This is a genomic window from Bradyrhizobium sp. OAE829, assembly GCF_040546575.1.
In the GTDB taxonomy this organism is placed as follows: domain Bacteria; phylum Pseudomonadota; class Alphaproteobacteria; order Rhizobiales; family Xanthobacteraceae; genus Bradyrhizobium.
In genome coordinates this window covers 3296082-3320975 of sequence record NZ_JBEPOE010000001.1, presented here as the reverse complement: position 1 = coordinate 3320975, position 24894 = coordinate 3296082, and the positions used below count along the sequence as shown (strand labels likewise).

The 24894-nt window shown below is 60.4% G+C and carries 31 protein-coding genes and 1 tRNA gene; 14 read left to right on the top strand and 18 right to left on the bottom strand.

Annotated features, from left to right (window positions below):
* Positions 1–134 precede the first annotated feature (134 nt).
* The 9 genes from ABIE49_RS16210 to ABIE49_RS16170 all read right to left on the bottom strand — a co-directional run bounded on the left by ABIE49_RS16210 (position 135) and on the right by ABIE49_RS16170 (position 8177).
* Positions 135–944 carry an enoyl-CoA hydratase/isomerase family protein gene (locus ABIE49_RS16210; protein WP_192738258.1) on the bottom strand — a complete coding sequence of 270 codons (810 nt, stop codon included), beginning with the start codon at positions 942–944 and terminating at the stop codon, positions 135–137.
* On the bottom strand, positions 941–1810 hold the full coding sequence (locus ABIE49_RS16205; protein WP_192738257.1) for an MBL fold metallo-hydrolase: 870 nt from the start codon (positions 1808–1810) through the stop codon (positions 941–943). Before ABIE49_RS16205 ends, ABIE49_RS16210 begins: the two co-directional genes overlap by 4 nt.
* Positions 1807–2994 carry a serine hydrolase domain-containing protein gene (locus ABIE49_RS16200; protein ID WP_192738256.1) on the bottom strand — a complete coding sequence of 396 codons (1188 nt, stop codon included), beginning with the start codon at positions 2992–2994 and terminating at the stop codon, positions 1807–1809. Before ABIE49_RS16200 ends, ABIE49_RS16205 begins: the two co-directional genes overlap by 4 nt.
* Before the next feature lie 16 nt (positions 2995–3010).
* Positions 3011–3625 carry a glutathione S-transferase family protein gene (locus tag ABIE49_RS16195; RefSeq protein ID WP_192738255.1) on the bottom strand — a complete coding sequence of 205 codons (615 nt, stop codon included), beginning with the start codon at positions 3623–3625 and terminating at the stop codon, positions 3011–3013.
* Between the two features lie 171 nt (positions 3626–3796).
* Positions 3797–4639 (bottom strand): fumarylacetoacetate hydrolase family protein, encoded by an 843-nt coding sequence (locus ABIE49_RS16190; protein ID WP_192738254.1) that lies wholly within the window; start codon positions 4637–4639, stop codon positions 3797–3799.
* 237 nt (positions 4640–4876) lie between these two features.
* Positions 4877–5725, bottom strand: a complete 849-nt coding sequence (locus tag ABIE49_RS16185; protein WP_192738253.1) for an MBL fold metallo-hydrolase — start codon at positions 5723–5725, stop codon at positions 4877–4879.
* Positions 5726–5754: 29 nt separating this feature from the next.
* Positions 5755–6744: an NADPH:quinone reductase gene (locus ABIE49_RS16180; protein WP_192738252.1), complete on the bottom strand. Its 990-nt coding sequence runs from the start codon at positions 6742–6744 to the stop codon at positions 5755–5757.
* A gap of 15 nt (positions 6745–6759) precedes the next feature.
* Positions 6760–7542, bottom strand: a complete 783-nt coding sequence (locus ABIE49_RS16175; RefSeq protein WP_192738251.1) for an SDR family oxidoreductase — start codon at positions 7540–7542, stop codon at positions 6760–6762.
* A 122-nt stretch (positions 7543–7664) separates the two neighbouring features.
* Positions 7665–8177 (bottom strand): CvpA family protein, encoded by a 513-nt coding sequence (locus ABIE49_RS16170; protein WP_192738250.1) that lies wholly within the window; start codon positions 8175–8177, stop codon positions 7665–7667.
* 331 nt (positions 8178–8508) lie between these two features.
* On the opposite strand from ABIE49_RS16170, the gene ABIE49_RS16165 reads away from it, so the two are divergent.
* The 4 genes from ABIE49_RS16165 to ABIE49_RS16150 all read left to right on the top strand — a co-directional run bounded on the left by ABIE49_RS16165 (position 8509) and on the right by ABIE49_RS16150 (position 10769).
* The gene (locus ABIE49_RS16165; RefSeq protein WP_192738249.1) at positions 8509–8811 is read left to right on the top strand and encodes a hypothetical protein; all 303 of its coding nucleotides are present in this window, start codon (positions 8509–8511) and stop codon (positions 8809–8811) included.
* Between the two features lie 78 nt (positions 8812–8889).
* Complete coding sequence (locus ABIE49_RS16160) at positions 8890–9561, top strand: hypothetical protein (RefSeq protein WP_192738248.1); 672 nt, start codon at positions 8890–8892, stop codon at positions 9559–9561.
* 164 nt (positions 9562–9725) lie between these two features.
* Positions 9726–10259, top strand: a complete 534-nt coding sequence (locus ABIE49_RS16155; RefSeq protein WP_192738247.1) for a GNAT family N-acetyltransferase — start codon at positions 9726–9728, stop codon at positions 10257–10259.
* Positions 10260–10358: 99 nt separating this feature from the next.
* Positions 10359–10769 (top strand): ACT domain-containing protein, encoded by a 411-nt coding sequence (locus tag ABIE49_RS16150; RefSeq protein ID WP_192738246.1) that lies wholly within the window; start codon positions 10359–10361, stop codon positions 10767–10769.
* A gap of 810 nt (positions 10770–11579) precedes the next feature.
* Here ABIE49_RS16150 and ABIE49_RS16145 read toward each other — a convergent pair.
* Complete coding sequence (locus tag ABIE49_RS16145) at positions 11580–13187, bottom strand: GMC family oxidoreductase (RefSeq protein WP_192738245.1); 1608 nt, start codon at positions 13185–13187, stop codon at positions 11580–11582.
* 302 nt (positions 13188–13489) lie between these two features.
* Here ABIE49_RS16145 and ABIE49_RS16140 point away from each other — a divergent pair.
* Both ABIE49_RS16140 and ABIE49_RS16135 read left to right on the top strand, forming a co-directional pair.
* Positions 13490–13566 (top strand) — tRNA-Met (locus ABIE49_RS16140).
* A 386-nt stretch (positions 13567–13952) separates the two neighbouring features.
* Positions 13953–14222, top strand: a complete 270-nt coding sequence (locus tag ABIE49_RS16135; protein WP_192738244.1) for a hypothetical protein — start codon at positions 13953–13955, stop codon at positions 14220–14222.
* A 159-nt stretch (positions 14223–14381) separates the two neighbouring features.
* On the opposite strand, the gene ABIE49_RS16130 is transcribed toward ABIE49_RS16135, so the two are convergent.
* Entirely contained in the window at positions 14382–14546 is a 165-nt protein-coding gene (locus ABIE49_RS16130; protein WP_192738243.1) for a hypothetical protein, read from the bottom strand.
* 494 nt (positions 14547–15040) lie between these two features.
* On the opposite strand from ABIE49_RS16130, the gene ABIE49_RS16125 reads away from it, so the two are divergent.
* Positions 15041–15412, top strand: coding sequence for an H-NS histone family protein (locus tag ABIE49_RS16125; RefSeq protein ID WP_192738242.1), 372 nt, complete (start codon positions 15041–15043; stop codon positions 15410–15412).
* 178 nt (positions 15413–15590) lie between these two features.
* Here the strand turns inward: ABIE49_RS16125 and ABIE49_RS16120 are convergent, their stop codons facing one another.
* Positions 15591–15743, bottom strand: coding sequence for a hypothetical protein (locus tag ABIE49_RS16120; RefSeq protein ID WP_192738241.1), 153 nt, complete (start codon positions 15741–15743; stop codon positions 15591–15593).
* Between the two features lie 287 nt (positions 15744–16030).
* Here ABIE49_RS16120 and ABIE49_RS16115 point away from each other — a divergent pair, with 287 nt between their 5' ends.
* Positions 16031–16186 (top strand): hypothetical protein, encoded by a 156-nt coding sequence (locus ABIE49_RS16115; protein ID WP_192738240.1) that lies wholly within the window; start codon positions 16031–16033, stop codon positions 16184–16186.
* Positions 16187–16401: 215 nt separating this feature from the next.
* Here ABIE49_RS16115 and ABIE49_RS16110 read toward each other — a convergent pair whose 3' ends face one another.
* The gene (locus tag ABIE49_RS16110; protein WP_192738239.1) at positions 16402–16590 is read right to left on the bottom strand and encodes a hypothetical protein; all 189 of its coding nucleotides are present in this window, start codon (positions 16588–16590) and stop codon (positions 16402–16404) included.
* A 167-nt stretch (positions 16591–16757) separates the two neighbouring features.
* Here ABIE49_RS16110 and ABIE49_RS16105 point away from each other — a divergent pair, with 167 nt between their 5' ends.
* Positions 16758–17165: a hypothetical protein gene (locus ABIE49_RS16105; RefSeq protein ID WP_192738238.1), complete on the top strand. Its 408-nt coding sequence runs from the start codon at positions 16758–16760 to the stop codon at positions 17163–17165.
* Positions 17166–17391: 226 nt separating this feature from the next.
* On the opposite strand, the gene ABIE49_RS16100 is transcribed toward ABIE49_RS16105, so the two are convergent.
* The 3 genes from ABIE49_RS16100 to ABIE49_RS16090 all read right to left on the bottom strand — a co-directional run bounded on the left by ABIE49_RS16100 (position 17392) and on the right by ABIE49_RS16090 (position 19042).
* Positions 17392–17667 carry a hypothetical protein gene (locus ABIE49_RS16100; protein ID WP_192738237.1) on the bottom strand — a complete coding sequence of 92 codons (276 nt, stop codon included), beginning with the start codon at positions 17665–17667 and terminating at the stop codon, positions 17392–17394.
* Positions 17668–17765: 98 nt separating this feature from the next.
* Complete coding sequence (locus ABIE49_RS16095; RefSeq protein WP_192738236.1) at positions 17766–18506, bottom strand: metallophosphoesterase family protein; 741 nt, start codon at positions 18504–18506, stop codon at positions 17766–17768.
* 245 nt (positions 18507–18751) lie between these two features.
* A complete protein-coding gene (locus tag ABIE49_RS16090) occupies positions 18752–19042 on the bottom strand; it encodes a hypothetical protein (RefSeq protein WP_192738235.1) in 291 nt (96 codons plus the stop codon).
* Positions 19043–19421: 379 nt separating this feature from the next.
* On the opposite strand from ABIE49_RS16090, the gene ABIE49_RS16085 reads away from it, so the two are divergent.
* Positions 19422–20741, top strand: coding sequence for a UDP-glucose dehydrogenase family protein (locus ABIE49_RS16085; protein ID WP_192738234.1), 1320 nt, complete (start codon positions 19422–19424; stop codon positions 20739–20741).
* Positions 20742–20812: 71 nt separating this feature from the next.
* Positions 20813–21826 (top strand): UDP-glucose 4-epimerase GalE, encoded by a 1014-nt coding sequence (galE, locus tag ABIE49_RS16080; RefSeq protein ID WP_192738233.1) that lies wholly within the window; start codon positions 20813–20815, stop codon positions 21824–21826.
* Between the two features lie 304 nt (positions 21827–22130).
* On the opposite strand, the gene ABIE49_RS16075 is transcribed toward galE, so the two are convergent.
* On the bottom strand, positions 22131–22457 hold the full coding sequence (locus ABIE49_RS16075; protein ID WP_354067747.1) for a hypothetical protein: 327 nt from the start codon (positions 22455–22457) through the stop codon (positions 22131–22133).
* Here ABIE49_RS16075 and ABIE49_RS16070 point away from each other — a divergent pair.
* The 3 genes from ABIE49_RS16070 to ABIE49_RS16060 all read left to right on the top strand — a co-directional run bounded on the left by ABIE49_RS16070 (position 22356) and on the right by ABIE49_RS16060 (position 24093).
* Entirely contained in the window at positions 22356–23294 is a 939-nt protein-coding gene (locus ABIE49_RS16070; RefSeq protein ID WP_354067509.1) for a sugar transferase, read from the top strand. The genes ABIE49_RS16075 and ABIE49_RS16070 overlap by 102 nt on opposite strands.
* Positions 23230–23634 (top strand): sugar transferase, encoded by a 405-nt coding sequence (locus ABIE49_RS16065; RefSeq protein WP_354066844.1) that lies wholly within the window; start codon positions 23230–23232, stop codon positions 23632–23634. The genes ABIE49_RS16070 and ABIE49_RS16065 overlap by 65 nt, the downstream gene beginning before the upstream one ends.
* 75 nt (positions 23635–23709) lie before the next feature.
* On the top strand, positions 23710–24093 hold the full coding sequence (locus tag ABIE49_RS16060; protein ID WP_192738231.1) for a hypothetical protein: 384 nt from the start codon (positions 23710–23712) through the stop codon (positions 24091–24093).
* 14 nt (positions 24094–24107) lie between these two features.
* On the opposite strand, the gene ABIE49_RS16055 is transcribed toward ABIE49_RS16060, so the two are convergent.
* The gene (locus ABIE49_RS16055; protein ID WP_354066843.1) at positions 24108–24848 is read right to left on the bottom strand and encodes a hypothetical protein; all 741 of its coding nucleotides are present in this window, start codon (positions 24846–24848) and stop codon (positions 24108–24110) included.
* Positions 24849–24894: the final 46 nt, after the last annotated feature.

Sequence of the window (24894 nt, the reverse complement as noted above, 5' to 3'; positions counted from 1 at the left end):
CGCGCGAAGCGCGGCGGGTGGGGGCTCTCTCCACCCGATGACTCGTGGATAGACCCCCACCCCAGCCCTCCCCCGCAAGCGGGAGAGGGAGCGCAGTCCCTTCGCGGTTGCTATGCACCTAATCTCATCGCGCGCTACCGCCCCTTGAAGTTCGGCGGCCGCTTCTCGTTGAACGCCAGCACACCTTCGCGGCGATCCTCGGTCGGCACCATTCGGTTATAGGCTTCGATCTCGAGCGCAAGGCCGTCGCGCAGCGACGATTGCAGGCCGCGGTGGATCGCGAGCTTGGCTTGCCGGGTCGAGATCGGGGCGTTGCGGGCGATGTGCGACGCGGTCGCCAGCGCTTCGCGCAGCAAATCGGCCTGCGGAAATACTTCGTTCACAAGCCCCCAGTCGCGCGCCTGCGCTGCCGTAAATGGCTTGCCGGTCAATATCAATTCCTTGGCGCGGCGCTCGCCGACGGCGCGGGGCAGGGTCTGCGTGCCGCCGCCGCCCGGCATGATGCCGAGCGTGACCTCGGTCAGCGCAAAGCGTGCGGTCTCGGCGGCGTAGAGAAAATCGCAAGCGCCTGCGATCTCGCAGCCGCCGCCATAGGCCGCGCCATTGACGGCGCCGATGATCGGCACGGGGCAGTCGATCAGCGCCCGCACCATCCGCTCGAAGATCACGTGCTGGCGCGTCCATTGCTCGTCGGTCATGCCGCGGCGTTCTTTCAGGTCGCCGCCGGCGCAGAACGCCTTGTCGCCGGAACCGGTCAGGACAATGCAGCGCAGATTGGCCGGGTCGAGCGCGACATCCTCGAAACAGCGCACGAGATCGCGGCCCATCTGGGTGTTGAGCGCGTTGGAAGCATCCGGCCGGTTCAGCCGCACGATCGTCACGTGCTCGTCGACCCGCTCCAGCGCGAGGGTCTCGAACACAGGTGTTTCCGGGGCCGCGCTCATATCGCCTCGCAGGTAAACCCGTTGCCGGCGCGGCGGATCTTTCCGACCGACGGCGAGGGGAAATGCGCGGTGCAGCACAGCGTGTCGGTGTCGCAATAGCGTTCGAGGAAACTGCGGCGCGTGATGCCCGCCTGCGCCTGGTCGACGTCGAACTTCACGGACATTTCCGGATAGCGCGTCTGCAGCGGCGAATGCATCAGATCGCCCGAGAATACCGCGTCGTCCTTGCCGCGGCCGAAGGTGAAGGCGAGATGGCCGGGGGTGTGGCCCGGCGTCGGCAGCAGGCGCGTGTGGTCGCCGATCGCAAAATCATCGCGCACGATTTCGGCTTGCCCGGCTTCGACCACCGGCAACACGCTGTCGCCGAACGGCGGCACCGGCGTCTTGGCGTGCGTCTCGGTCCAGTAGTCAAATTCGGCCTTGCCGAAAATATGACGCGCCTTCGGAAAGGTCGGCACCCAGCGGCCGTTTTCCAGCCGCGTGTTCCAGCCGACGTGATCGACATGCAGATGCGTGCACATCACGTAATCGATATCGCCGACGGAAAAACCCGCCGCGGCAAGCCCTCGGATATAAGTGTCGTCGGTCTTCATATTCCATTTCGGACGCAGCGGCCGCGGCTTGTCGTTGCCGATGCAGCTGTCGATCAGGATCGTGTGGTGCGGCGTTTTGACGATGTAGGACTGGAAACACAGCATCAGCACGTCATTGGCGTCGAGCGCGCCGGACTTTTGCATCCAGGTGCGGTTTTCCGCCAGCACTTCCGGCGTCAGTCCCGGCAGCATCTCCAGCGCCGGCACAAAGGTGGCTTCCTGCTCGATGATACGGTGGATGGTGAGATCGCCGACGGTGAATTTCAGGCTCATGGCTTTTCCTTGTTCTTGCTGTCGCGAATGGCGGGGAGAATGTAGTTCGCCATCATGTCGAGCGCCCCGTTGCCCTGGCCCGGCTGCCAGTAAAGCCCGGAAGTCGTCATCACCACAAGGTCGCGGTCGGGCACGATGAAAAGCCGCTGGCCGCCGAGGCCCATCGCGGCAATCCACTTCACTTCCTTTTCCTGCGCGATCGAGCGGCCCATCCACCATTGCTGGCCGTAGAAAAACAATCCGCCGAAATAGCCAATCGCCTGGAAGCGCGGCCGCACCGATTGTTCGATCCATTCCGGCGAGACGATCGGCTTGCCATCCCATGCACCGCGATTGAGCACGAGCTGGCCGAGCTTGGCGGCATCGCGCGGTCGCATGCGAAGACCGACGGCGGAGGCGATCTTGCCGTTCTTCGCATAGGTCATCCATTCCACGTCGGTGATTCCCAATGGCGCAAACAGAACCTCGCGCGCGAACGCTTCGAGCGGCTTGCCGGAGACGCGTTCGAGGATGTTGCCGAGCAAATCCGTCCCGCCGCCATTATAGGTCCACACCGCGTCCGGCGGCTTTACGATCGGCTTCGACAGGATGTAGCGGATCGGGTCGGCCTCGCTGCCCAAATGCGGCTCGTCGTTCTTCGGATCATTCCAGGCGCGGTTCTCGTCCCACTGCATGCCGCACGACATCGTCAGGAGATGGCGGAGCGTGACCTGGTCCCAGCCCGGCGATTTGACGGAAGCGTATTCCGGATAGAATTTGACGACGGGCTCGTCCGCGCTCGCGATCAGCTTGCGGTCGATCGCAATGCCGACCAAAAGCGAGATCACACTCTTCGATACCGAACGCATGTCGTGCTTGGATATGGCGTCGAAATCGTGCTGTCCGCCGCCCCTGCCCCAAGGCTCGTCATAGCCGGCAAAATACTGTTCGAACACCAGCTTGCCGTGGCGGATGATGACCACGGCGTGGACGTTGGCCTGAGTTTCCTTCAGGCGTGCGGCGATGGTGCACAGCCGCGCGCCATCGAGGCCGACGCTTTCGGGAGAGGCGATGGCCCAGCCATCGTCGAGCGACGTAGGCGTTCCGCAAGCCATGCCGGTTTGTCCCCGCGCAGCCACGGACGCCAACAGCAGGAGCACGGCGGCGATGCCGAGGCGCCGCAATTTCCTGCCGCCCTCACGCATGCCGCCGTCTCCGTTGTTACGCCGGCGGGGGAGCCGAGATTTTCACCGACGGCCGCTCCAGCATTTTCTGATGGAACGCATCGAGCTTCGGAAACGCCTTGCGCCAGCCGCAATCGGCGAAGCGGAAATCGGCATAGCCGAGCACGCAGACAAGGCCGATCTGCACGATGTCGAACGGCCGCGACAGCACCTCAGGCTTGTTCTCGAACCGCGCCATGCCGGTCCAGGCCCGGTTCCAATGATCGTCCGACCAGGCCTTCCACCGCAATTCCTGCGGACGCACCATGCCCTCGTAGCGGCACAGCAGCATGGCATCGAGCATGCCCTGCAGCAGCGAATGATCCGACTTGACCTGCCAGCGCGTCGGGCCGGAGGCCGGGATCAGTTTGTTGCCGCCGGCAAGCTCGTCGAGATACTCGACGATGACGTAGGAATCCAGGATGACGTCGCCGTTATCGAGGATCAGCACCGGCAGCTTCTTCAGCGGCGTGATCTTCGAATATTCCTCGTTGGCCGTGCCGGGCGCCACCGTCGCCGAAATGAATTCGATCTTGTCGATCAGCCCGGTCTCGATCGCGGCGATGCGGACCTTGCGGGCGAATGGCGAGGCGGGAGAGAAGCTGAGTTTCATGTTGTTATTCCCTGACCAGTTCGTTTCTCCGTCATGGCCGGGCTTGTCCCGGCCATCCACGTCTTTGTTGCCGATGCACCGTCAAGACGTGGATGCCCGGCACATCCAGCGCGAAGACGCGCTTCGCGCTTTTGGCCGGGCATGACGACTAGTGAGCAAGCACGAGTCGCCTCACGCCTCGATGACTTGCTGCCGCTGCTCGCCGAGCCCTTCGATACCGAGGGTGACGACGTCGCCGACGCTCAGGAATTGCGGCGGCTTCATGCCGGCGCCGACGCCGGGCGGCGTGCCTGTCGTGATGATGTCGCCGGGCAGCAGCGTGAGGAAGGTCGAGACATAGGCGATGCACTTCGCCATGGTGAAGATCATGGTCGAGGTCGAGCCGGTCTGGCAGCGCTTGCCGTTGACGTCGAGCCACATCGACAGCTTCTGCACGTCGGCGATTTCATCCTTGGTCACCAGCCACGGGCCGACCGGGCCGAACGTGTCGTGCGACTTGCCCTTGGTCCATTGGCCGCCGCGCTCCTGTTGGAAGTAGCGCTCGGAGACGTCGTTGCAGACGCAGTAGCCGGCGACGTGATTGAGCGCGTCGGCCTCGCTGACATATTTGGCACGGGTGCCGATGATGGCGGCGATCTCGACTTCCCAGTCGAGCTTCTTGGACTCGCGCGGCTTCTCGATCGCGTCGTTCGGGCCGCTCAGCGAGGTGTTGGCCTTGAGGAAGAAGATCGGCTCGGGCGGAATCGGATTGCCGGTTTCCTTGGCGTGATCGACATAGTTGAGGCCGATCGCGACGAATTTCGAGATGCCGGTGACCGGCGCACCGAAGCGCGGCTTGCCATCGACGGCCGGAAGTTTTGAGGGGTCCAATGCTGCAAGCTTGGCCAGCGAAGCGGGCGCATAGGCCTCGCCGTTGAGGTCTTTCACATGCGCGGAAAGATCGCGCAGCTGGCCGGATTTATCGATCAGGCCAGGCTTTTCCTGGCCAAGCGCGCCGTAACGAACAAGCTTCATTGTACTGCTCCCTCAGGGGTTTATTTACTTGGAATGCTTCATGGAACAGCGGGCGGGGAAATTCAACTGCGGACTGGCCCAGCCCGGCGCATTGCTGCTGTCCTCATCCCTGCATAACGGCTATGCCGTTATTGCTGGAGGAGCGGCCCCTTGGCCGCGTCTCGAAGGATGAAGGCCCGTCTGTGGCCTCATGGTTCGAGACGCGCGAAGACGCGCTCCTCACCATGAGGGGCACTATCACCCCAGCGCGATGAACTTGAAGGCGCCCCCCTCGCGCCTGATATGGCCGGCATTGAAGTGCCCGCCGATCACCAGCGTCGGCGTGTCGGCAAAACGGGAGAACAGCTCGCGCCGCGTCACGGCCGACTGTTTAGGGTCCGAATCCGCGGTCGACGACCAGTCGAGATGGGCCATCTGGCAGGGGTGATGGGCGACGTCGCCGGTGAGCAGGCCGACCTCGCCGTCCGATTTGATGTGGATGCTCATATGGCCGGGGCTGTGGCCCGGCGTCGGGATCAGGGTGATTTCGTCCGTCAGCCTGGCATCGCTCGGCACCAGATCGGCCTTGCCGGCATCCGCGATCGGTTTGACGGAATCATTGAACACGGCCAGATGTGCCGGCTCCTCGCTGTGGTCGCGCCAGTGTTCGAATTCGGTCTTGCCGAACACGTAGCGGGCGTTGGCAAAGGTCGGCACCCACTGGCCGCCGACCAGCCTGGTGTTCCAGCCGACATGGTCGACATGCAGATGGGTGCAGAGCACCGTGTCGATGCTGTCAGGCGCAAAGCCCGCCGCGGTCAATGTGTCGAGGAACGGGTCCTGGCGGTTGTTCCAGGTCGGTACGTTGCGGCCCTGCTTGTCGTTTCCCAATCCGGTGTCGACGATGATCCGCCGCGACGGCGTCTCCACCAGCAGCGAATGGATCGACATTTTGAGCCGGCCCTCTTCGTTGGCGAAATGCGGGATCAGCCAGGGCAGCTTCTGGATCTCTTCGTTGGTCGCGAGCGGCAGGATGAAGCGGGTGCTGCCGACGGTCTCGAGCTCGACGACCTTGGTGATCTTGACCTTGCCTACCGTCCAGTGCATTCGGCGCTTCCCTTATGATCTGTCGTTCTTCACCGCGCGCAATCGACGATGACCGTGCCGAGCTTGTCGCCCTTTTCCACCGCCAGATGCGCCTGCGCGGTATCCGCGAGCGCAAACTCCCCGGCCACATTGTGAATGCGCTTGCCCGCCGTGAGCCATTTTGTGATGTCGGCCTGGGCTGCGGCCAGCAGCGGCGGCGGCAGCGCGAACAGCACCAGCGCGCGCAGCGCGATGCATTTCTCCATCAGGTCACGCATCGGGACCAGCGGTGTGCGATTGCCGTTGGTGGCGTAGACCGCGATGGTCGAATTGACAGCCATCAATTTCAGCGTGATGGCGATGTTGCCGCCGAAATCGACGTCGACCACGCGGTCGACGCCGCGCCCGCCGGTGAAGGCCAGCACTTTGGCGATGACGTCATCATTGCGGTAGTTGATGACGAGATCGGCACCGGCAAGCCGCGCCTGTTCGGCCTTCGCTTCCGAACTGACGGTCGCGATCACTTTTGCGTCGCCCCATTTTGCGAATTGCACGGCGTAGTGGCCGACGGCGCCGGCGCCGCCGGTGACCAGCACAGTCTTTCCCGTAATGGGACCATCGCAGAACAGGCAGCACCACGCCGTCATGCCGGGAATCCCGAGCGTGGCGCCGGCGGCGTAGGAAAGACTGTCCGGCAGCGGCGTCACCAGATGCTCGGCGAGCGCGATGTACTCCGCCGCGGTGCCGAAGGCGCGGCCGTTGCGCTGGCCGTTGAACAGCCAGACGCGCTGGCCGACCCTCAATTGCGTGACGTCTTCGCCGATCTGATCGACGATCCCGGCGCCGTCGCTGTTGGGGATCACGCGCGGATACTCCATCGCGCGATAGCTGCCGCCGCGGCGGCCGACATCGGCGGGGTTGACGCCGGACGCCTTCAGCCGCACCCGGACTTCGCCCGGGCCGGCGTCAGGCGTCGGCATCTCGCCATAGGTCAGCACCTCGGGCGCAGGGCCCGTCCGCTCGTACCAGACCGCTTTCATCCCGCGCCCCTTACGCTACAGCGTGCCCGGGAACGCGCCGCCGTCGAGCAGGATGTTCTGCCCGGTGATGAAGCCGGCCTTGGCGCTGCACAGGAAGGCGCAGGCCTCGCCGAATTCCTCGGGGGTGCCGAACCGTCCGGCGGGATTGAGCTTGGCGCGCTCCGCCAGCACCTGCTCGACGTCGATCTTGCGCTTCTCGGCTTCGCCCTTGGCGGTGCCGCGCAGCCGGTCGGTGTCGAAGGGACCCGGCAGCAGGCCGTTGATGGTGACGTTGTTGATCACGGTCTTGCGCGAGATGCCGGCGACAAAGCCGGTCAGGCCGGCGCGGGCGCCGTTGGAAAGGCCCAATATATCGATCGGCGATTTCACCGCGGCCGATGTGATGTTGACGATGCGGCCGAACTTGCGGGCCATCATGCCGTCCACGGTGGCCTTGATCAGTTCGATCGGCGTCAGCATGTTGGCGTCGACAGCCTTGATCCAGTCGTCGCGGGTCCAGTTGCGGAAATCGCCGGGCGGCGGGCCGCCGGCGTTGTTGATCAAAATGTCCGGATCGGGACAGGCTTTGAGCACGTCCGCGCGCCCCTGCGGCGTGGTGATGTCGCCGGCGACCTCCGTCACCGTGACGCCGGGATGCGCCTTGCGGATTTCATCGGCGGTCTTTTTCAGCGCCTCGGCGCCGCGCGCCGTCAAGGTGACGTGCACGCCTTCATTGGCCAGTTGCATCGCGCAGGCGCGTCCCAACCCCTTGCTGGAGGCACATACGATGGCGCGGCGGCCTTTGATTCCAAGATCCACTGTCTCACTCCCGTTATGTCAGGTGATTTTCTAGATTTCGATTGCAACAGTGTAGCCAATCGCGACGGCCATGATAAGTGGCTCGTCGCTGCGCGAAATGCATATCAGTCTGTCATTGCCTGCTAAATTCGCTGCTCTCGCTTCAGCCGGTCGATGGTGGCGGTGACGTCAGGCGGCAGCGACTTGAAGCCCTTTTGCCCGGCCAATGAGAGCAGCGGCCGCAATTGCGAACCGGTCAGGAATGCCGGCTGGCGATCGCTTGGGACGAGCTGGTCGAAAACCAGCACCAGCGTGATCGCGACCAGGCCGACGCGCACCGCGCCAAGCGCCGCGCCGCCGAGGCGATCGCCGATCCCGGTCGATCCGACGGTGTCGTCGAGCGCCATGCGCCCCACCTTTCCCAGCACCATGCCGGCGATCAGAAAAATTCCGAAGAACAGCAGCGAATTCTGCATCAGGGGCGAGCCGAGCTTGCCGCCGAGCTGCGGAGCCAGCAACGAGGTGGTCGCCACCGCGATCGGCATCGCAAACAGATAGGCGAGGATCGTGACCGCGCTGCGCAACAGGCCTGAGTTGAAGCCGGTGACCACGGCAATCGACAGGGCGATATAGACGACGGCATCGAAACTGTTCATGGGTTGATATCGCGGTCTGTTTGCTGCGCCGCCGTCTGGTCAATGAAACGGGTTCGCGATCGCTAAAATCGTAGGTATCAAGGGGCTCGCCTTGTTCCGGGGTCGTCATGTCTGATCTATTCGACGTCCGTAAAGAAATCATTCTGATCACTGGCGTTGGCCGGGGGTGGGGGTTCGCGCGGGTGTTGCCGGCGCATGGTGCTGAGCGCGCTCTGATAGTTGGACAAGAAAGCGCCTCTGCCTGGGAGTACCTCCGAATGGTAGGCGCCCGATCTACCGTTTGTTCGCGACCATTGGCATGATGCGAGCCTATGCGCCGTGAGGTGGAGACATGACCAACGACCGCCTAGTGCAGCCGCCGCCAATCCCTCAAATCCGCAAAATCGGCATCGTCGGAACCGCAATCCTCCTGCTCGGGCCTATGGCCGCTTTTACAGCTCTTGGGGCAGAAACGCGCATCTCTGAAGGCTTCGAGCCATTCGAGAAATCAGCGAGTGAGCGCGTCGCTCAGGCCTTCGAAGACATCAGGGACATCGCATCCATCTCTGACGAACTGAAGACTGCGCTGGCGTCGCTGAGCCAGAGCGTTCAGGGCGCGCAGAAGCCGCCGGTCAAGGCTGAAGGCAATGATTGACCTGATCTGACTTCAGGGCGTCTACGATGAGAGGCAACAAGATTATCGCCTCTTCATATACTGGTCGCGGCTTCCGTGATGCGCCTGCAAAAACTCACTTTTGATGATTGGCTGGAACACGCATTTGGTCGCGAGGTTCGCTTTCAGCAAGCGCCCTGGTACTTCGATCCGGACCATGATTGGTGGGATCCGCCACCTATGGAAGCCGTATCCTGTCTCACTCGACTGTTTGAAGACCCCGAGCCGGCATTACAGAAATTTGCTGACAGCCAAATTGCACAGGGCTTGACCTACCTCGTGAATACGAGCGCAAGCGGCGATAACAGATGGCTTTGTTCAACTGATGTGCCGGTCAAAAATCGTGTCCGCTGCGTTATGTCTGTCGCGGTACTATTTACGAAATTGTTCGAGCCAAGGTGCGCTCCCAAATTATCTCACCTAAGCGAAGCCGATGCCGGAACGCTTAACTGTGTTTGCTACATGTGGTGGGATGCGTTTCCGGGTTTGGCTCATGCTGATGATCCGGACCTGCCAATTCTCCACGATTGCGCGCTGCGTACCATGGAGCGCATCCTTCATCTCAACTCGATCCCTTGCCAGGAAAGCGCTCTACACGGGCTGGGACACTGGCAGCGAGACTACAGCGAGAAAGTGACCCAAATCATAGACCGCTTTTGCGAGGCGCATTCCAATGCCGACCCCCGGCTTTTGGCCTATGCTCGATCGGCCCGCTGCGGATGCGTGCTGTGACGTTGAGGAGTGATTGTCGCGCCCTGCGGGCGGAGTGTCGTCATCACCCAACAAGCCAACGGGTCACGCGAATGCGCGGCCGATGACAGGCCCCGCGACATCCGGGAACTCGCTTTTCCCGCATGTCGCTTCCGCTCATGCGGGCTACCCGCTATGAATTTCAAATGGACAAGAAATTTACGGTAAGGCGAGCTTCTCCAGATGATGCCGGTGCAGTTGCCCGGATTCATGTCGAAGCCACCCGCGCAGCCTACCGGGATATCTATACGACTGAGTACCTCAACGGCCTCTCTGTCGAAGACCGTGCTTCCCGCTGGATTGAAAAGGACAGGGGCCATCTGGCCATTGGTGACCCGTTCGGCGTATTCGCAGCGTTTGACAATGAGGTCATGGTTGGTTTTGCGGATGTCGGACCAACCGATGAAAAGGGTGTCGCGGAGCTTTATGCAATCTACCTGGATCCTGATTATATAGGGAAGGGTGCAGGCAGGGCTCTCCTGGAAGCGTGCGCCGACTACGCGGCCAGCCATGGTTACAAGGCGATGACCGCAACCGTATTGAGCAGAAATTCCCTGGCCCGTGCATTTTACGAGCGCACGGGTGCGGAGGCGGAAACAGAGACCGAAAGATTGATCGAAACAGGCGGCACCAGGGAGCTGGTCGTTTCGTATCGCTGGGCAGATCTGGGATTGCAGTGACAACTGCGTAGGGCGGGTTCTCCTTAACCCGCCGCTCCGTTCGAGATGGCGGGTTAAAAGAGAACCCGCCCTACGGAGCTTCTTCAAAGGGAAACGACTGTGTCGGGCGAACGCGACCTTGCAACATTGTTGCAGAACATGAAGCCGGAAATGCACGACGGCGTCTTCGTGTTTTGCAGCATCCCGGCAGACAAGGAAATTCCCGCCACGCTCAGGCCGGTGCACCTGTTCCGTGAACGGGAAGGAACCACCCTCGTGATGCGGCGTGAGGAGGCCGCAAGCGCAGGGTTGCCGTATCAATTCGCATCACGCCTGATCACGCTGACCGTGCATTCCTCGCTGGAAGCGGTGGGCTTTCTGGCCGCAATCACCGGCCGGCTCGCGGAAGCCGGCATCAGCGTGAATGCCGTGTCGGCCTATTACCATGATCATCTGTTCGTGCCCGAGCACACAGCCGATGAAGCGCTGCAGCTTCTGCAAGAGATCTCCAAACCGAATTCAACCGCGTAGGGCCTTTCTTCATAGTCCGCCGGTCCAGCGCTCTGTCATTCCGGGGCACGCGAAGCGTGAACCCGGAATCTCGAGATTCCGGGTTCGATGCTGTCGCATCGCCCCGGAATGACGGAGAGGTGCGACAAAACGACCCGACGGGCAAATCAGTTCTGATTTACGGAAATCATGTCAAGCCCCGAAATTAAAAAGATTTCTGTTTACCAGAATGGCAAATCGGGTGCATATCTTTGGCCATCCCGTCCCACTCAGAGGGCGTCGGCCGTCGTCACGGACGTTGGACGGGTTGCGGTGGACGCTGGTTTACGCTGAGACGACGGCGTGGATAAGCGTACGGCAAAACCGTGTGGTCCTGGCACCCGTTGCAGGTGTCAAGCTGTCGGAGAAGCGCAAGCGGGAACGGCAGCGACGGAGTCAACCAAGAACTCGTCTCCGGGGAGATCACGGCATAAGCCGTAAAGCCATTGCGCAGGGAAGGCCGGGTGTTCTCCGCTGCCCTGTATGCTCGTGTGCACTTTGTTTTGTGCAATCCGCACACGGGACCGCGGGTGCAGCGCGCACCCGGTCTTCCCTGCGCCCTCTGTTTGAAGAGGGCGGGAAGTTTCCAGCAAACCTCGGGCGCAATGCGTCGCGAGAAGGTGGAACTGCGCTTTGGATGATGGTGCAGCAACAAACACCGCCGTCGTCCCGGCCTCGAGCCGGGACCCATACGCCGCGGCCCATCGGTTAGAGCGCTGGCGTTGGAGGCCTTCTGCAAACAATAACTGCCGCGGAGTGACTGGAGCGCCTGTGGTGATGACAACGGATAGATCACCCCGCCCACATCTCGGCCTTGATCATATCAGCCGCCTTCTCGCCGATCATGATCGTCGGCGCGTTGGTGTTGCCGCCGATCAAAGTCGGCATCACGGAGGCGTCGACGATGCGCAGGCCTTCCGTGCCGTACACCTTCAGCTTGGGATCGACCACCGCCATCGGATCGCCAACGCCCATCTTGGCTGTGCCGACCGGGTGGTAGACGGTGTCGACACGCTCGCGCAGTATCTTGCGGATGTCGTCGTCGGTGCGCACATCAGCGGTGAACATGTCCTTTTTCTGCAGCGCGCGCAGCGCCGGCGTGTCCAGCAACCGTTTTGTGATTTTGTAACCGCCAACCATGGTTTCGAGATCGTCGGGATCGCCGAGGAAATTCGGATCGATCAACGGCGGCGCAAAGGGATCGGCGCTGTCGAGCGCGACATGGCCGCGGCTCTTCGGCCGCAGCTGGCAGACATGGAGCGAGAAGCCCGTGCCCTTGTGGCGCTTGCGGCCGTGATCGTCGGTCAGCGCCATGCCGAAATGCAATTGCACGTCGGGCACGTCGAGGTCGGGCCGGGTTTTCAGGAAGCCGCCGCATTCGGCGAAATTCGACGTCATCGGCCCGCGGCGCTCGCGCCGGTACTGGCGGATACCCCGGAGCAGCCGCGGCAGGGCCTTGAGCGAAAGGCCGTTGAAATTCGGATTGTCGGACAGGTAGCCGAACACGAAGTCGGGATGGTCCTGCAAGTTCTGTCCGACGCCGGGCAAATGATGCACGCTTGCGATGCCGTGCTTGCCAAGCGCCGCGCCGTCGCCGACGCCGGACAGCATCAGCAGCTGCGGGGTCTGGAACGCGCCGGAGGCGACGATCACCTCGCGCCGGGCGCGAAGCTGCTTCAACTCCTTGCCCTGGCGGTATTCGACGCCAACCGCGCGCTTGCCCTCGAACAGGATGCGCGTGGCTTGCGCGGTGGTCTCGACGCGCAGATTGGCGCGGCTATTCATATGCGGATGGATGTAGGCGCGCGCCGCGCTCCAGCGTTCGCCGTTCTTCTGCGTCACCTGGTAGATGCCGAGGCCTTCATGGTCCTCGGCGTTGAAATCCTCGCGGATCCGGAATTGGCCTTCCTGCGCCGCCTGCAGGAAGATCTGCTGCACCGGATTTTCGGTGCGCAGTTTGTTGACGGCGAGCGGGCCGTCCTTGCCGTGATATTCGCCGCCGAAATCGGCGTTGTTTTCCGAGCGCTTGAAAAAAGGCAGCACGTCGGAGAACGACCAGCCGGTATTGCCGAGCGAGGCCCATTGGTCGTAGTCGCCGCGGTGGCCGCGGATATAGACCATGGCGTTGATCGCGGACGAGCCGCCCAGCCCCTTGCCGCGCGGCTGATAGCCGATGCGGCCGTTGAGGCCGGCCTGCGGCACGGTGTTGAAGGCCCAATTGTTGATATTGCCGGTCACCATCAGCGCCAGCGCGAACGGCGTGGTGACCACCCAATTGTCGTTCTTGCCGCCGGCATCCAGCAGCGCCACCGACGTCTGTGGGTCCTCCGAAAGCCGTCCCGCCACCGTGCAGCCGCCGGAGCCGCCGCCCGCCACCACGAAGTCGAAGGTATCCGTCACGCGCCGCCCCCAATAATGAAGTTTCTGTGGACTTTTGTTGCGCCAAAGTTCCGCTTTTGCGCCTTTAATGGCAAGGGCGGCTTCCCGAGGCCGTTTCGTGCCGTTTTTGGCGTCACAAAAACCTCAAAAACCGCACCATGGGCCTTTCCAAAGCAGGCTTGCGTTGATACATACCCCTCGCACCCAGGGGCATTGCCCGGGTTGTCTTCTCAGGAAGCCTCTGGACGGGATCGATCGACGCCCAAAAGCGTTGGCCGCGTTCGCTTCGGGTTCGGTTTTTGGGAAGGCGCGCAACGGTTTAACGCGGGGTGGAGCAGCCCGGTAGCTCGTCAGGCTCATAACCTGAAGGTCATAGGTTCAAATCCTATCCCCGCAACCAAGTTAGCCCTTCCAGGTCATCGGCCTGGAAGGGTTTTTCTTTGGGGTCGCCGATCCCGGCCATCGGGCCAATCCCGTGCGGGCGAATCGCGCGGCGTCAAATCGGTGGTCGCCATACGCAGGCGATTCGCGGAATCGTCTCGAGGCGCGCCTGCTGTGCCACCGCAGCGTGCAAACTCTCAACCAGCGAATGATTGCGCAAGCCAATCTCCGTACGCACGGGCGGCATGCTGCATGCTGCGACAGTTCGTGCAAACTCGATCGCCCATGAGCGAAGCAGTGCGCTGCCTAAATCTTCCGACGACAGACGACTCTTTCACCACGAAACCTGTGCACGAACAGGTTAGCATCGCGCGGGCCGCTTGGCGGGAGTGGTGCGCATGAGTAATGAACGAATCTTTCCAAGACGATATCAAGCCCAGCGCCTCTCAACCCAGCACCCTCATCGGACTGACGGTGGAGGAGACGAGTGAGTTCGAACGGCTGGATCAGCTTTCGCTCGATAACCCCTCAGGCGATGGCGCGTGGAGCTTTGATGACGAACCAACGACGCCCGAAGAGAAACGCTGGCTGGAGCTTTATCGCAAGCACGAAACCGGCTGGAGTGCTTGGCTCGCAGCGGAGGGTGAGTCGAAAGCCACAATTCCTCTTCGCTGATTGCATGGGTCAAATGCGCTGTGGTCAGATCACTCCCAGCACATCACATGCATTTTATTTTCTGTTGAGACGGAACCGCATGCCTGTCTCTTTCTTGTCGTAACTATGCGCCAATACAGCCCGCCAAACAAAGTGGAATAGAAGATGAGTTCACCAATGCTATGTGATGACGAACAGGATTTTTCCGTCGGTGAACACCTTGGACGTGAAATTCAGCTGCAGGATTCCTCCCTCCGCAATATCTACGAGACGCGCTTGCAGCTCGCCCAGCAGCTCGAGGAGAATCTGGCCTTGCGCCGGGCGATATCGCTTCGACAACGGCAAGCGCTGGCGCCTTTGGAGCCCGGCAGGCTCCGCGCAAACGGGCGAGTGCGGTAGGGCATCGTTCGATCGTCGCTGTCGCTTGAAAAGTCGGGGGCGCGTTTTCCCGCACCCGATTGCGAGCTGCATGCCGACAGGTCCGGTCACATGGACGCCAAACCCTGCAGCGCTTCCTTTCGGGTGCCGCACCGCGGTCGCGCACGCCTAAATGCTGGTGCCGGACTCACCAGTATTCAAAAGGCCCCGATCGGGATGATGTCGAGCCCGATTCCGAATTGCACCGGCTTCAGCTAGTCCAAGGGTTGCAAAATTAATAGTAGGCAATCATTGGATGTTGTGGCGGGCAAATTTGTCCTCCAAATTGCCTCCTGCGCAAAACTTTTTTGGTGCGACCCCGTATTTCCCATAATCAAATGTGGTAATTTTACGAAGTATTGAATGGGAATACACCTGAGCGAACAAATAAGTCGCCAGAAAAAATATTGCAGGGAGAAGAAATGAAGCTTCGCAAATTCAATCTCTCGTCATTTTCCATGGATGAGTTGTGGGCTCTCCATGAGCAGGTCGGCAATATCCTGGCCGAAAAAATAACGAGCGAAAAACGTGAGCTGGAGCAACGCCTTGCGAAGCTGAACAGCGGCATGATGGCGAAAATCAAACGGCCGGACCGGCAAGTGGCGGAACGGCGAGCCGCTCGCCGAAAATATCCTCCGGTGCTTCCCAAATTCCAGAATCCATCCGACCCGTCCGAAACGTGGGCCGGTCGAGGCAAGCAGCCGCGCTGGATGGTATTGCAGCTCAAGGCCGGCAAGAAGATGAATGATTTTTTGATTGATCGCGTCAAGCGCAAGCGCGCGAGCACCCGGTAGACCGCAGCAGAAGTTCGGCCCCAACGCACGTTCGCTGCCGCGGACGTCATTTGGCGCATCGCAAATCGGCCGGCCCATACGCTGCGCCTGCCGCGCAGCGGTAACTGCGTCGAGCCCGCAGCGAGTGGGCGCGAAACGAGCCGGCCGAACGCTGGAAATCATCTCGCCGGTCGACGGCCTAGCCGGCCAGTGCCACCTCGGCCAGTTCGAGCCATTCGGTTGCCATCTCGCGCAGCATCCGGCGCGACTGTTCATCGGTCGTCGTGGCGGCCAGCTGCAGGCAGTGATTGGCAAAATCGACATACCGGTCGCTCAGAGAAGCCTGCTGCATGATCGATCCGCGAATACCAGGAAGTTTTGTCCGTCGAGGAGAAAGCTAAATGGACTGAGATGCCATGTCGCGGGAGTCAGCCTGCTCCCGGCATTTAAATAGATATTACTCCGATCAAATTTTAGAATTCAACTGCCCAAGCCACATTTGGATTGAGAATCAGATTTTATTTGATCACCGAGCCGATCGACATTTACTGAACACAGTGCGCCACTAGAGGGTGTGCCACGAGCTGATCAAGTTCATCACCTCGTTCTCAATTCTCCAAACAAAAAGAGCGCGCCAAAATGCTGCAGCGGCCGGAAAGAATCCCGTTTGTTGTCAGGGCCAAAGAGAAGTTTTTCACGGGAGGATTCCTTGGGCTGATTCTGCTGGTAATGGCGGTGTGGATGTACTTTCTGGGCTCCATCTTTTTGAACCTGGTGACCTGGCTTCTTTCCTGACCGACCGGCAGGATGTAGGGCCCGGTGAATTCGGATTCGATCGAATCGCTTTCCATCGGCGTCCCGCGCGCGAGCGGCAGGCCATGTCAAATATCAACTATCAAAGTGCCGGCGCTGCAAGACGGGCTGCGCGGACGATCGGAGTTATGGGAGCGTGAATGGCGGACATTTTCCTGGCCAAGCTGTGGGACGGTGAGGTCGCGTCCTTTGTTCGCTCAGACGGTGAGCTCTTGATCGTTCGCGTCGAAGGCCATGAACGAAAAATTTCGCGGGACGAATGGCGAAAGCTCCCCGAGCAGCAGGATCGCATCCATCATCGCGAGCATGGGCATGGACGGCATGGACCGGCAGATCCTGGCTTGCGCAGATCCGAGCAGTGAATCGACGGGGACCTTGAGTGGCATCGATGCTTGCCGCGATCGTGCGAGCCGGACCTCAGATCAACGACATTTGAAGGGAAGATGCCCAATGCCCCCAGAGCTGCCCCCGGAATTAAATAATTATTAACCAGCTTCGAGTGACCTAGGGCATTATGCTGCCGTGGCGGCGCCAACGGGACGGGCATTAAACGATGTTTCAGCTGCTCTCACGGACTCGCGCGCAAAAGCATGCTGGCGATCGATCGGGCGACCGGGATTTCAGGGTTCGGTCGGCCGGACGTGATCTCGACACCGACCGGTTACGGGTGAGTTCCATTCTGGGCGCGTTGGATACTTCCATTCGCGAGGCGGAGCAGGAGCAATCCGGCCTGAGCCGCCGCGTCGAAGACGTCCTGGCCCGTGCTGCGGTGACATTCGGAAATGGCACCGACGAGTACCTTGAGCGCGACGCACTCGACAGCCACCACCAGACCTTGTTCGGCAACGAGATCTCCAACGGACAGCGCCGGCTTCAGGAACTTGCGACAACGATAGCCCACTTCAAGTTCTTGAAGGCTGCTTTGCTTAGCCGCTTTCCGGACTTCAAGCCCCCCACGTAACCGGGGCGCGGGCCGCTGCGCCGTTTCCAGGGATCGGCTGCTGCTTTGGATCAGTATCAGCTTCTGCCCCAAGGCCACCGGCTCTGATTCGAGGCATGTACGCCTTGCCAAGCGCCACTGATCGCGCGGATCCGCGGCAAGGAACCTCGCGCCGGGCTCGTTCTGGAGCGGGCCTTCAGGCAAGGCGCTGCCTGCAATCCAGGGCGCCGCCCGCAATCCAAGGCGTTTACAGGAACGCGAAGGTCTGACGCGCCTCGATGACAGCACAAATGATCATGCCCCAAAGGGCGAAATTGATCTCGATCCCAACTCGCATAGGACATCCTCCCGCTTTTTTTGTCCGCCCGATAGCCGTGGCTTCGCGCGTGATTATTTTAATCGTAATTGAAGAACGCTCAGCTTCCCAGCCTGACTTCTGAGCAATCCGCAGTTCCGTAATGGGGATGCCGTTTCCGTCGGCATGAGTCGGGCGCCAATCGCTACCATTGCCTTGACCTGCCATCGGTGCATCCGGCGAGCCCGAAGGCTGACGTTGCCGGACGGCGCGACAACTGGCCATCCGTAATTGCCTTGGACGGCAGTGCGCGCGGGAAGCGATGCTCAGATTGCCAGCAGGCTGGAACCCTGAATCGACAGCAGGGTCAAATTCCCGGTGGCGTAGGCCCCCGTATCTATGTTGGCGCGGTTATCCAAAATCTCAGCACTTCGAACCGGTGTATGACCGTGAACGATATATTTGCTGAACCGCCTCTTATGCTGCAGAAAATCCTCTCGAATCCAAAGCAGGTCTTCCTCCCGCTGCTCAGCCAGCCGGATGCCCGGTCGAACACCTGCATGAACAAAAAAGAAATCGCCGCAAGAGAAGTTGAGGCGCAATCGCCCTAGAAAGTCGCGATGGCGCGCCGGCATTACCTCGGATAGCTCTCTCATTAGTTCATGCTGCTCGTCGCCGTCCGGATTGACTGACGGGGAAAGTCCGTAGGACATCAGTGTTTCCAGTCCACCGACCTGAAACCAATTCCCCATGCGGCCGGGATCGCGAAAGACGTCGTCAAGAAAGGCTTCGTGATTGCCCTTCAGGAAGACGGCGTTTCCGCGTTGCGAACGCTCAATCAGGAGGTCGAGCGTCGAGCGCGAATCCGGCCCGCGGTCGATGTAATCGCCCATGAATACTTCTATCGCGTGACGTGGCCTGCTGTGTGCAACGTCGGCGTCGATGACCCGGAGCATTTGATCAAGCAGATGCGCGCAGCCGTGAATATCGCTGATGGCGTAGATGCGAACCCCATCCGGCAACGTTGGCTTCGCCATCGGCTTCGCATGGCGCAGTGCTGACAACATCGGGATAATATACTCTCAAAGGCGTCCTGGGCTCGAGGCCACGCGAATCCTCACCTTGGCATTAATTGCCTGGGATGAATATATATCATCCTGATACAGGTTTGGCAGGACTCCGAGGGAGTCCCGGGTGTTCGACGCAAGCCGCCCAACGGCGTTGTCTCGCTGACGCGCGCCGGATCAGACCGCGGGGACAGGCTGGCTGAGGTGCGTCCTGTGGTGGACGTGCAATCGCCCCTTAGCGAGGATCAGGACTTCCGGACAACGACGACGCCGGCGGCGGCATGGGGTACCGTCCTGTTGGCGCGGGGAGCCCTTGCGAAGGACTTGAGCAGCGCAGAGCATGCGTATCCGACCTGCAGAAGCGCTGCGAAAACCGCTATCGCCGAAATTGCCTGAAGCAGGGTCTGGCCCTGTGTCATCGAAATCGCCGCCAACGAAACCGATCCAACAAAAAGAATGGGCACCAGAACCAGAAACCGGAAGCGAATTCCAAGAACCAATCCAATCAAGGTACTGCAAATGGCCAGTGTGGTCACACCACCTACTCCATACAAACTACAGTGTTTCCTAACGCTGCCCCCCCTAAAATTGGCTTAATTTAGCCATTGAAGTTGCTTGAAATTCTGATCCCAGCCCGTTGCCGGGGAGATGCTCGCCGACGGGCACTCAGCGCGTTAAATTTTCTGGATCGAGTTGAATCGATCAACGTTGCGTATTTAATTTCCGGCGTCCCTTCCTTCCAGACCTTTTGTTTCGTGCGGGTGCTGCGTTTGCAGGACAATTCCGGATCTGGCGCCGAGCGCCAGGAGATCGGCTGCGCTTCAAATCGAAGCGGCCAAGTTTGACCCGCTTCCATGGTTAATTTAAAGCCTTCGCTGTCGGGAATTAAATACCGGAAAAGAAAGTGCTCAGCTCATGCGCGTTGTTGTTGTGGGAACGGGATACGTTGGATTGGTTTCGGGTGCCTGTTTCGCCGACTTTGGACACCACGTCACCTGCGTGGACAAGGACGAGGCCAAGATCGCATCGCTACAGCGCGGCGAAATTCCGATATTCGAGCCCGATCTTGACCGCGTTGTCCAAACCAACGCGCGCGAAGGCCGACTGGTCTTCACGACCGACCTTGCGGGACCGGTAGGTGAAGCCGACGTTGTCTTTATCGCGGTCGGTACGCCGTCGCGGCGCGGCGATGGTCACGCGGATCTCAGCTATGTTTATGCGGCGTCCCGAGAAATTGCGAAATCCGTCCGGGGTTTTACCGTCATCGTCACGAAATCGACCGTTCCGGTGGGCACAGGCGACGAGGTCGAGCGAATCATCGAGCAGGTGAATCCGTCGGCCGATGTCGCCGTCGCATCGAACCCGGAGTTTCTGCGCGAAGGCGCGGCCGTGCGCGACTTCAAGCATCCGGACCGCATCGTCGTGGGCACCGAAAATCCGCGCGCGCGCAAGGTGATCGGAGAGATTTACCGGCCGCTTTATTTGAATCAGGCGCCGATCATGTACACCGGGCGCCGTACCGCCGAACTCATCAAGTATGCGGCCAATGCATTTCTGGCTACCAAGATCACCTTCATCAACGAAATCGCCGATCTCGCGGAAAAGGTCGGCGCGGACGTTCAGGAGATTGCCCGCGGCATCGGCTTGGACAATCGCATCGGATCGAAATTCCTTCATGCCGGTCCTGGTTACGGTGGCTCGTGTTTTCCCAAGGACACCCGTGCGCTGATCAAGACTGCGCAGGATTACGACGTCCCCTTGCGGATTCTGGAAGCGGTGAATTCGGTCAACGACACCCGCAAACGCGCCATGGCGCGCAAAGTGGCCGCGCCGTTCGGCGGCAACCTCCGCGGAAAAACAGTTGCCGTTCTCGGCCTGACCTTCAAGCCCAATACCGACGACATGAGAGAGGCCCCGTCGATTCCGCTGATTACGGCGCTCCGCGACCTGGGCGCGACGGTTCGGGCGTTTGATCCGGTGGGCATGGAACAGGCCCGATTGGAGATGCCCGACATCGAGTATCACGAGAATGCCTACAGCTGCGCCGAAGGCGCCGACGCATTGGTCATCGTGACGGAGTGGGAGCAATTTCGAGCGCTCGATCTCGATCGGCTGAAGCAGGAGATGGCGGCTCCGGTCGTGATCGATCTGCGAAACGTATACAATCCGGACGATCTGACCGGCAGGGGATTCCTGTACCAGAGCATCGGGCGCCAAACGAAAGCAGCGGGCTAGTCTGAATGCCGAAGTCAGCCTGAAGCCAGCTACCGCTTCTGGATCCAAGTACTGCTCTCGTGGAGAAACCAGTGTCTCAAGGCCCTGCCATTCTCGTGACCGGAGGAGCCGGTTATATCGGCGCGCACTGCTGCAAGGCTTTGTCGGAAGCCGGCTACGTCCCGGTGTGCTTCGATAATCTGTCGACCGGTCACCGCAGCTTCGTGAAGTGGGGTCCTTTTGTCGAGGGCGACGTCAGTGACACGCCGCGAGTAGCCGAGGCGATCGCGTCCCAAGACGTCGTCGCCGTGATGCATTTTGCTGCATTCAGCCAGGTGGGTGAATCCGTCACTGCGCCCCAGAAATACTATCTGAACAATGTTTGCGGAACGTTGTCGCTATTGAAAGCGATGCTCGAGCAGAAATGCCGCCGCCTGGTTTTTTCGAGTACCGGAGCGGTCTACGGCAATGCGGGTCGCGATCCGATCAGTGAGGGCGCCGCCGGCGTTGCCGTGAACCCTTACGGCGTCTCGAAATGGATGATCGAGCAAATCCTGGCGGATTATCGCGCCGCCTATGGCATGAATTCGTTCTGTCTGCGCTATTTCAACGCCTGTGGCGCGGAATTGTCGGGATCAATCGGCGAACTTCGTGATCCGGAAACCCATCTCATTCCCCGCGCGATGATGACCCTGCAAGGTCATGTCAGCGACTTTGCGATTTTCGGGGATGATTATGAGACCCCGGATGGTACGGCGATACGCGACTACATTCACGTGGTGGATCTGGCTGCGGCGCATGTTCGTGCCCTTGATGCCCTGCTGAACGGCTCTCCGGGCGGTCGCTACAATCTGGGTACGGGTTCTGGATTCTCGGTGCGTCAGGTGCTGGCGGCCATCGAGCACGAAACAGGGCTTAGCCTTCCACTGGTGACAAAGCCGCGTCGGCCCGGTGATCCGCCGATTCTGGTCGCCGATCCGTCGGCAGCTCGCGCTGATCTCGATTTTCGTCCTGCTTGCTCGGATCTGACAACGGTTGTGAGGTCTTCGTGGGCCTGGCATCAATTGGCCCATCCCCGCATTGATTCTGAAACGCGATCTCGATAAGCGCACGAAGTGCGTGCTGCGTCGGCGCCACATAATTATCAGGATTATGACGCGGCATCGGAATTATGGCGCGGTGGGAAAAATGCCCTGTTTTTGATGGTCCGTTGCGTATGTGGCGCGCATATTGAATATTTAAATAGCACGGACTGATCATTTAATTGCCGCATTGACGCAATGCAAAAATACATTTGATTTTTTGGGTGCGGTGCCACACTCTCGCTTCGATTGGTTAGCACTCTCTCAAGGCGTTGTCGGAAATCCCTCCACGAGATTAATTCGGCATCGCTCGTTGCCCTCCGATTATTTAAATCAGCACGTTCGGTGGTTGTAGCGATGTCGGCGGTTGCGGTGATGGAAGTGACGAGGGCCTGAGATGTCTGCGACAACATACGGTTCCGAAGACGTTTCTGCGACGATTGCAAGCCGTGGCGTGTCCCTGCAACGTCCCTTCCAGATTTTTCTCATCAGTGGCGATTTTCTTCTGATCCTGCTGAGTTATCTCGCCGCAGGCGTCATCTACCGCCAGTTCATGGGGACGCCGGCCGACCAGGAAGCGACGATCGGTGCGGGCCTGATCGTCGGTGTCGCGTTCGTCGCAATCGCGTTTTTCCAGCGCGTCTACGACAGCCATCGTCTGTTCAACGGAATGTGGCAGGCGCGGAAGGTTGTTTTCGTCTGGATGATGTCGCTGGCGATTCTGGCTCTCATCGCCTTTCTTCTGAAATCGACGACGAGCCTTTCGCGCGGTACGACCATCGTGTTCGCGATTACCGGGCTTGTAAGCCTGGGCGCGCACCGGGCGGCGTGGCGCATCGGCCTGGCGTCTTCGCTGGCAAAGGGTCACCTGATTGACCGCAGGGTCGTGCTGCTCAGCCTGAAACCGCTCGATTTTACTTCGAACCGCTTCAAGGACTTGCGCAAGAACGGCTTCGACGTCGTGCGTCATTTCGTGTTGAACGCGACGCAGGATGACGCGGCCCTCGACGCCGAGATTTTGAACATCATTCGGCAGTCGCGCATGACGAACGCCGAGGAATTTCTACTGGCAATCGACTGGAACGAACTGCCGATGCTTCAGAAGCTGAGTCAGCGACTGCGCCAGGTTCCGCAGCCGATTCGCCTATTGCCTGATTTCCCGATCGCAGATCTGGTTTCGCGGCCGTTCATGCCCGTTAGCGGAACGATGGCGATCGAAATCCAGCGGCCGCCGCTCTCGATATTCGAACGCGCGCAGAAGCGGTGTCTGGATATCGGGCTCGCCTCGATTGCCCTTTTGATGCTGGCGCCTCTGTTGATCATCTCAGCGATTTTGATCAAGCTCGATTCAGAGGGCAGCATCATCTTCCGGGCAGTCCCGTCGCGGCTTCAACGGAAAGCCTTTCGAGATCTGGAAGTTTCGCAGCATGAGCGTTGCGGAGAACGGCCACACCGTTACCCAAGCGACCAAGCAGGACAGGCGGGTGACTAGGGTTGGCCGCTTCCTCCGGAAAACCAGCATCGATGAATTGCCGCAGCTCTGGAACGTGCTGCGCGGGGAAATGTCGCTGGTCGGTCCGCGACCGCATGCGGTGGCCCATGACAATTATTACGACCAGGTGATCAGCAAATATGTGTATCGGCATCATATGAAGCCAGGCTTGACGGGCTGGGCGCAGGTCAATGGCTTCCGCGGCGAAACGCCGACCATCGACCTGATGGAAAAGCGCGTCGAATATGACGTCTGGTACGTCAGCAACTGGAGCATTTGGCTGGATATGCGGATTATCATCCGGACCGCGATGGTCATGATGTATCAGGATGCGTATTGAGCGGGACGGGGTGCGTCCCGCTCTCGGCTGATCCCGGGACTTTGCCTTTCGGGGCTCTTGGTCTAGGATTTTCCGATGCTGTTGGCATCATTCAGGGTCCTGATTGCGGCACTGGTCTTTGGCGGCGTTTTTCCGCCCAGTGTCATGGCGCAGGCCGGGCCGGAGCCGGAACAGCCCAGCGAGCCCAGAATGTCTCGCGAACAGTGGCTTGCCGATATTGATGCCGCCCGCCGGCGCATCGAAGAAAGAAGGCGTGAAGGGCGGAGTTTTGCCCAGCCCACGTCGTCCGATGCGGACGTTGCCCGCGAAGCATTCCAAAGAATTCTGGAGGATGACAGTTTACGCGCTGGCGACATCGTCGCCACAAGCCGTGGCCTGCTGATGTTCAAAGGCCAGTCGTCCAATGAGCGAAGCCTGAACGATTTCGCGCCCGTCGCATGGGGTGCCGCAAAGCCGTAGCCCGCAACGTCGTTTCACGGTCGCCGTACATCGACGGCTGGCGCGGGACCTGCTGGATAGCAACGGTGGCGGATCTGCAATCCGCTCTCGGACACGAAATGAAGAAATACCAGCCGCTCGGCTTCCACAGCGGCACAGGTTCGGTCGAGCAGTTTCGCTTGGGCACTGGCGGTTGCCGCTTGATAGAGTATGGCTGCGCTTGGATATAGCCGGGCTTGAAAAATGTCTTCGAAATCCTGTGCGACCGCGTCCTGCAGCGCGGATGGCAGGGCGTTGAAGCTCCGCAGCGCCAATGGCGCTCGAATGAGCTGGAGCCATGCCTCGTGGGGCGCCTGGCGATAGGACTGGTCAAGAAGCGCCACCGCGCGCGGCCCGAAACCCTCCTGGCGGATGCTGGACCAGTACATCCCGAGCCAGCCAAGCGATTCGGTGGGGGCGCACGCAATCAGCGACTTGCTTTGGGAGTTGACGCCGGCGGTGTCGGCATCGGCCTGCAGCAGATCGGCGCTACGCACCGTTTCATCGGCTAGTCCGATCTGCAGGAGCAGCAACTCGCGCAGCGTCTTCGAATTGCATTGCCGCTCGGCGACCGGGAGGTTCGTGGCAATCATTCCCCGCATGAGGGCCGGGTCGTACTTCTCCCCGCGTGCAAGGCGGCTGGCAACGAGCGGAACCGCCGGATCGCCAATGTCGGAAATTACCCGCGCCGCCCAAACCAGTGCGCCGGCGGCAAGAATGATATTGGCGCCCAGCATGAGTCGGCGATGGAGGCGGCGGGATGGCCGATACGGCAGCGCCGCC

Coding starts and splice junctions, on each gene's coding strand:
- ABIE49_RS16210 (WP_192738258.1), bottom strand. CDS start 944: ATGAGCGCGGCCCCGGAAACACCTGTGTTCGAGACCCTCGCGCTGGAG.
- ABIE49_RS16205 (WP_192738257.1), bottom strand. CDS start 1,810: ATGAGCCTGAAATTCACCGTCGGCGATCTCACCATCCACCGTATCATC.
- ABIE49_RS16200 (WP_192738256.1), bottom strand. CDS start 2,994: ATGCGTGAGGGCGGCAGGAAATTGCGGCGCCTCGGCATCGCCGCCGTG.
- ABIE49_RS16195 (WP_192738255.1), bottom strand. CDS start 3,625: ATGAAACTCAGCTTCTCTCCCGCCTCGCCATTCGCCCGCAAGGTCCGC.
- ABIE49_RS16190 (WP_192738254.1), bottom strand. CDS start 4,639: ATGAAGCTTGTTCGTTACGGCGCGCTTGGCCAGGAAAAGCCTGGCCTG.
- ABIE49_RS16185 (WP_192738253.1), bottom strand. CDS start 5,725: ATGCACTGGACGGTAGGCAAGGTCAAGATCACCAAGGTCGTCGAGCTC.
- ABIE49_RS16180 (WP_192738252.1), bottom strand. CDS start 6,744: ATGAAAGCGGTCTGGTACGAGCGGACGGGCCCTGCGCCCGAGGTGCTG.
- ABIE49_RS16170 (WP_192738250.1), bottom strand. CDS start 8,177: ATGAACAGTTTCGATGCCGTCGTCTATATCGCCCTGTCGATTGCCGTG.
- ABIE49_RS16165 (WP_192738249.1), top strand. CDS start 8,509: ATGACCAACGACCGCCTAGTGCAGCCGCCGCCAATCCCTCAAATCCGC.
- ABIE49_RS16160 (WP_192738248.1), top strand. CDS start 8,890: ATGCGCCTGCAAAAACTCACTTTTGATGATTGGCTGGAACACGCATTT.
- ABIE49_RS16155 (WP_192738247.1), top strand. CDS start 9,726: ATGGACAAGAAATTTACGGTAAGGCGAGCTTCTCCAGATGATGCCGGT.
- ABIE49_RS16135 (WP_192738244.1), top strand. CDS start 13,953: ATGAACGAATCTTTCCAAGACGATATCAAGCCCAGCGCCTCTCAACCC.
- ABIE49_RS16125 (WP_192738242.1), top strand. CDS start 15,041: ATGAAGCTTCGCAAATTCAATCTCTCGTCATTTTCCATGGATGAGTTG.
- ABIE49_RS16120 (WP_192738241.1), bottom strand. CDS start 15,743: ATGCAGCAGGCTTCTCTGAGCGACCGGTATGTCGATTTTGCCAATCAC.
- ABIE49_RS16115 (WP_192738240.1), top strand. CDS start 16,031: ATGCTGCAGCGGCCGGAAAGAATCCCGTTTGTTGTCAGGGCCAAAGAG.
- ABIE49_RS16110 (WP_192738239.1), bottom strand. CDS start 16,590: ATGCCACTCAAGGTCCCCGTCGATTCACTGCTCGGATCTGCGCAAGCC.
- ABIE49_RS16105 (WP_192738238.1), top strand. CDS start 16,758: ATGTTTCAGCTGCTCTCACGGACTCGCGCGCAAAAGCATGCTGGCGAT.
- ABIE49_RS16100 (WP_192738237.1), bottom strand. CDS start 17,667: ATGGCAGGTCAAGGCAATGGTAGCGATTGGCGCCCGACTCATGCCGAC.
- ABIE49_RS16095 (WP_192738236.1), bottom strand. CDS start 18,506: ATGTTGTCAGCACTGCGCCATGCGAAGCCGATGGCGAAGCCAACGTTG.
- ABIE49_RS16085 (WP_192738234.1), top strand. CDS start 19,422: ATGCGCGTTGTTGTTGTGGGAACGGGATACGTTGGATTGGTTTCGGGT.
- ABIE49_RS16070 (WP_354067509.1), top strand. CDS start 22,356: ATGGGGACGCCGGCCGACCAGGAAGCGACGATCGGTGCGGGCCTGATC.
- ABIE49_RS16075 (WP_354067747.1), bottom strand. CDS start 22,457: ATGGCTGTCGTAGACGCGCTGGAAAAACGCGATTGCGACGAACGCGAC.
- ABIE49_RS16065 (WP_354066844.1), top strand. CDS start 23,230: ATGAGCGTTGCGGAGAACGGCCACACCGTTACCCAAGCGACCAAGCAG.
- ABIE49_RS16060 (WP_192738231.1), top strand. CDS start 23,710: ATGCTGTTGGCATCATTCAGGGTCCTGATTGCGGCACTGGTCTTTGGC.
- ABIE49_RS16055 (WP_354066843.1), bottom strand. CDS start 24,848: ATGCTGGGCGCCAATATCATTCTTGCCGCCGGCGCACTGGTTTGGGCG.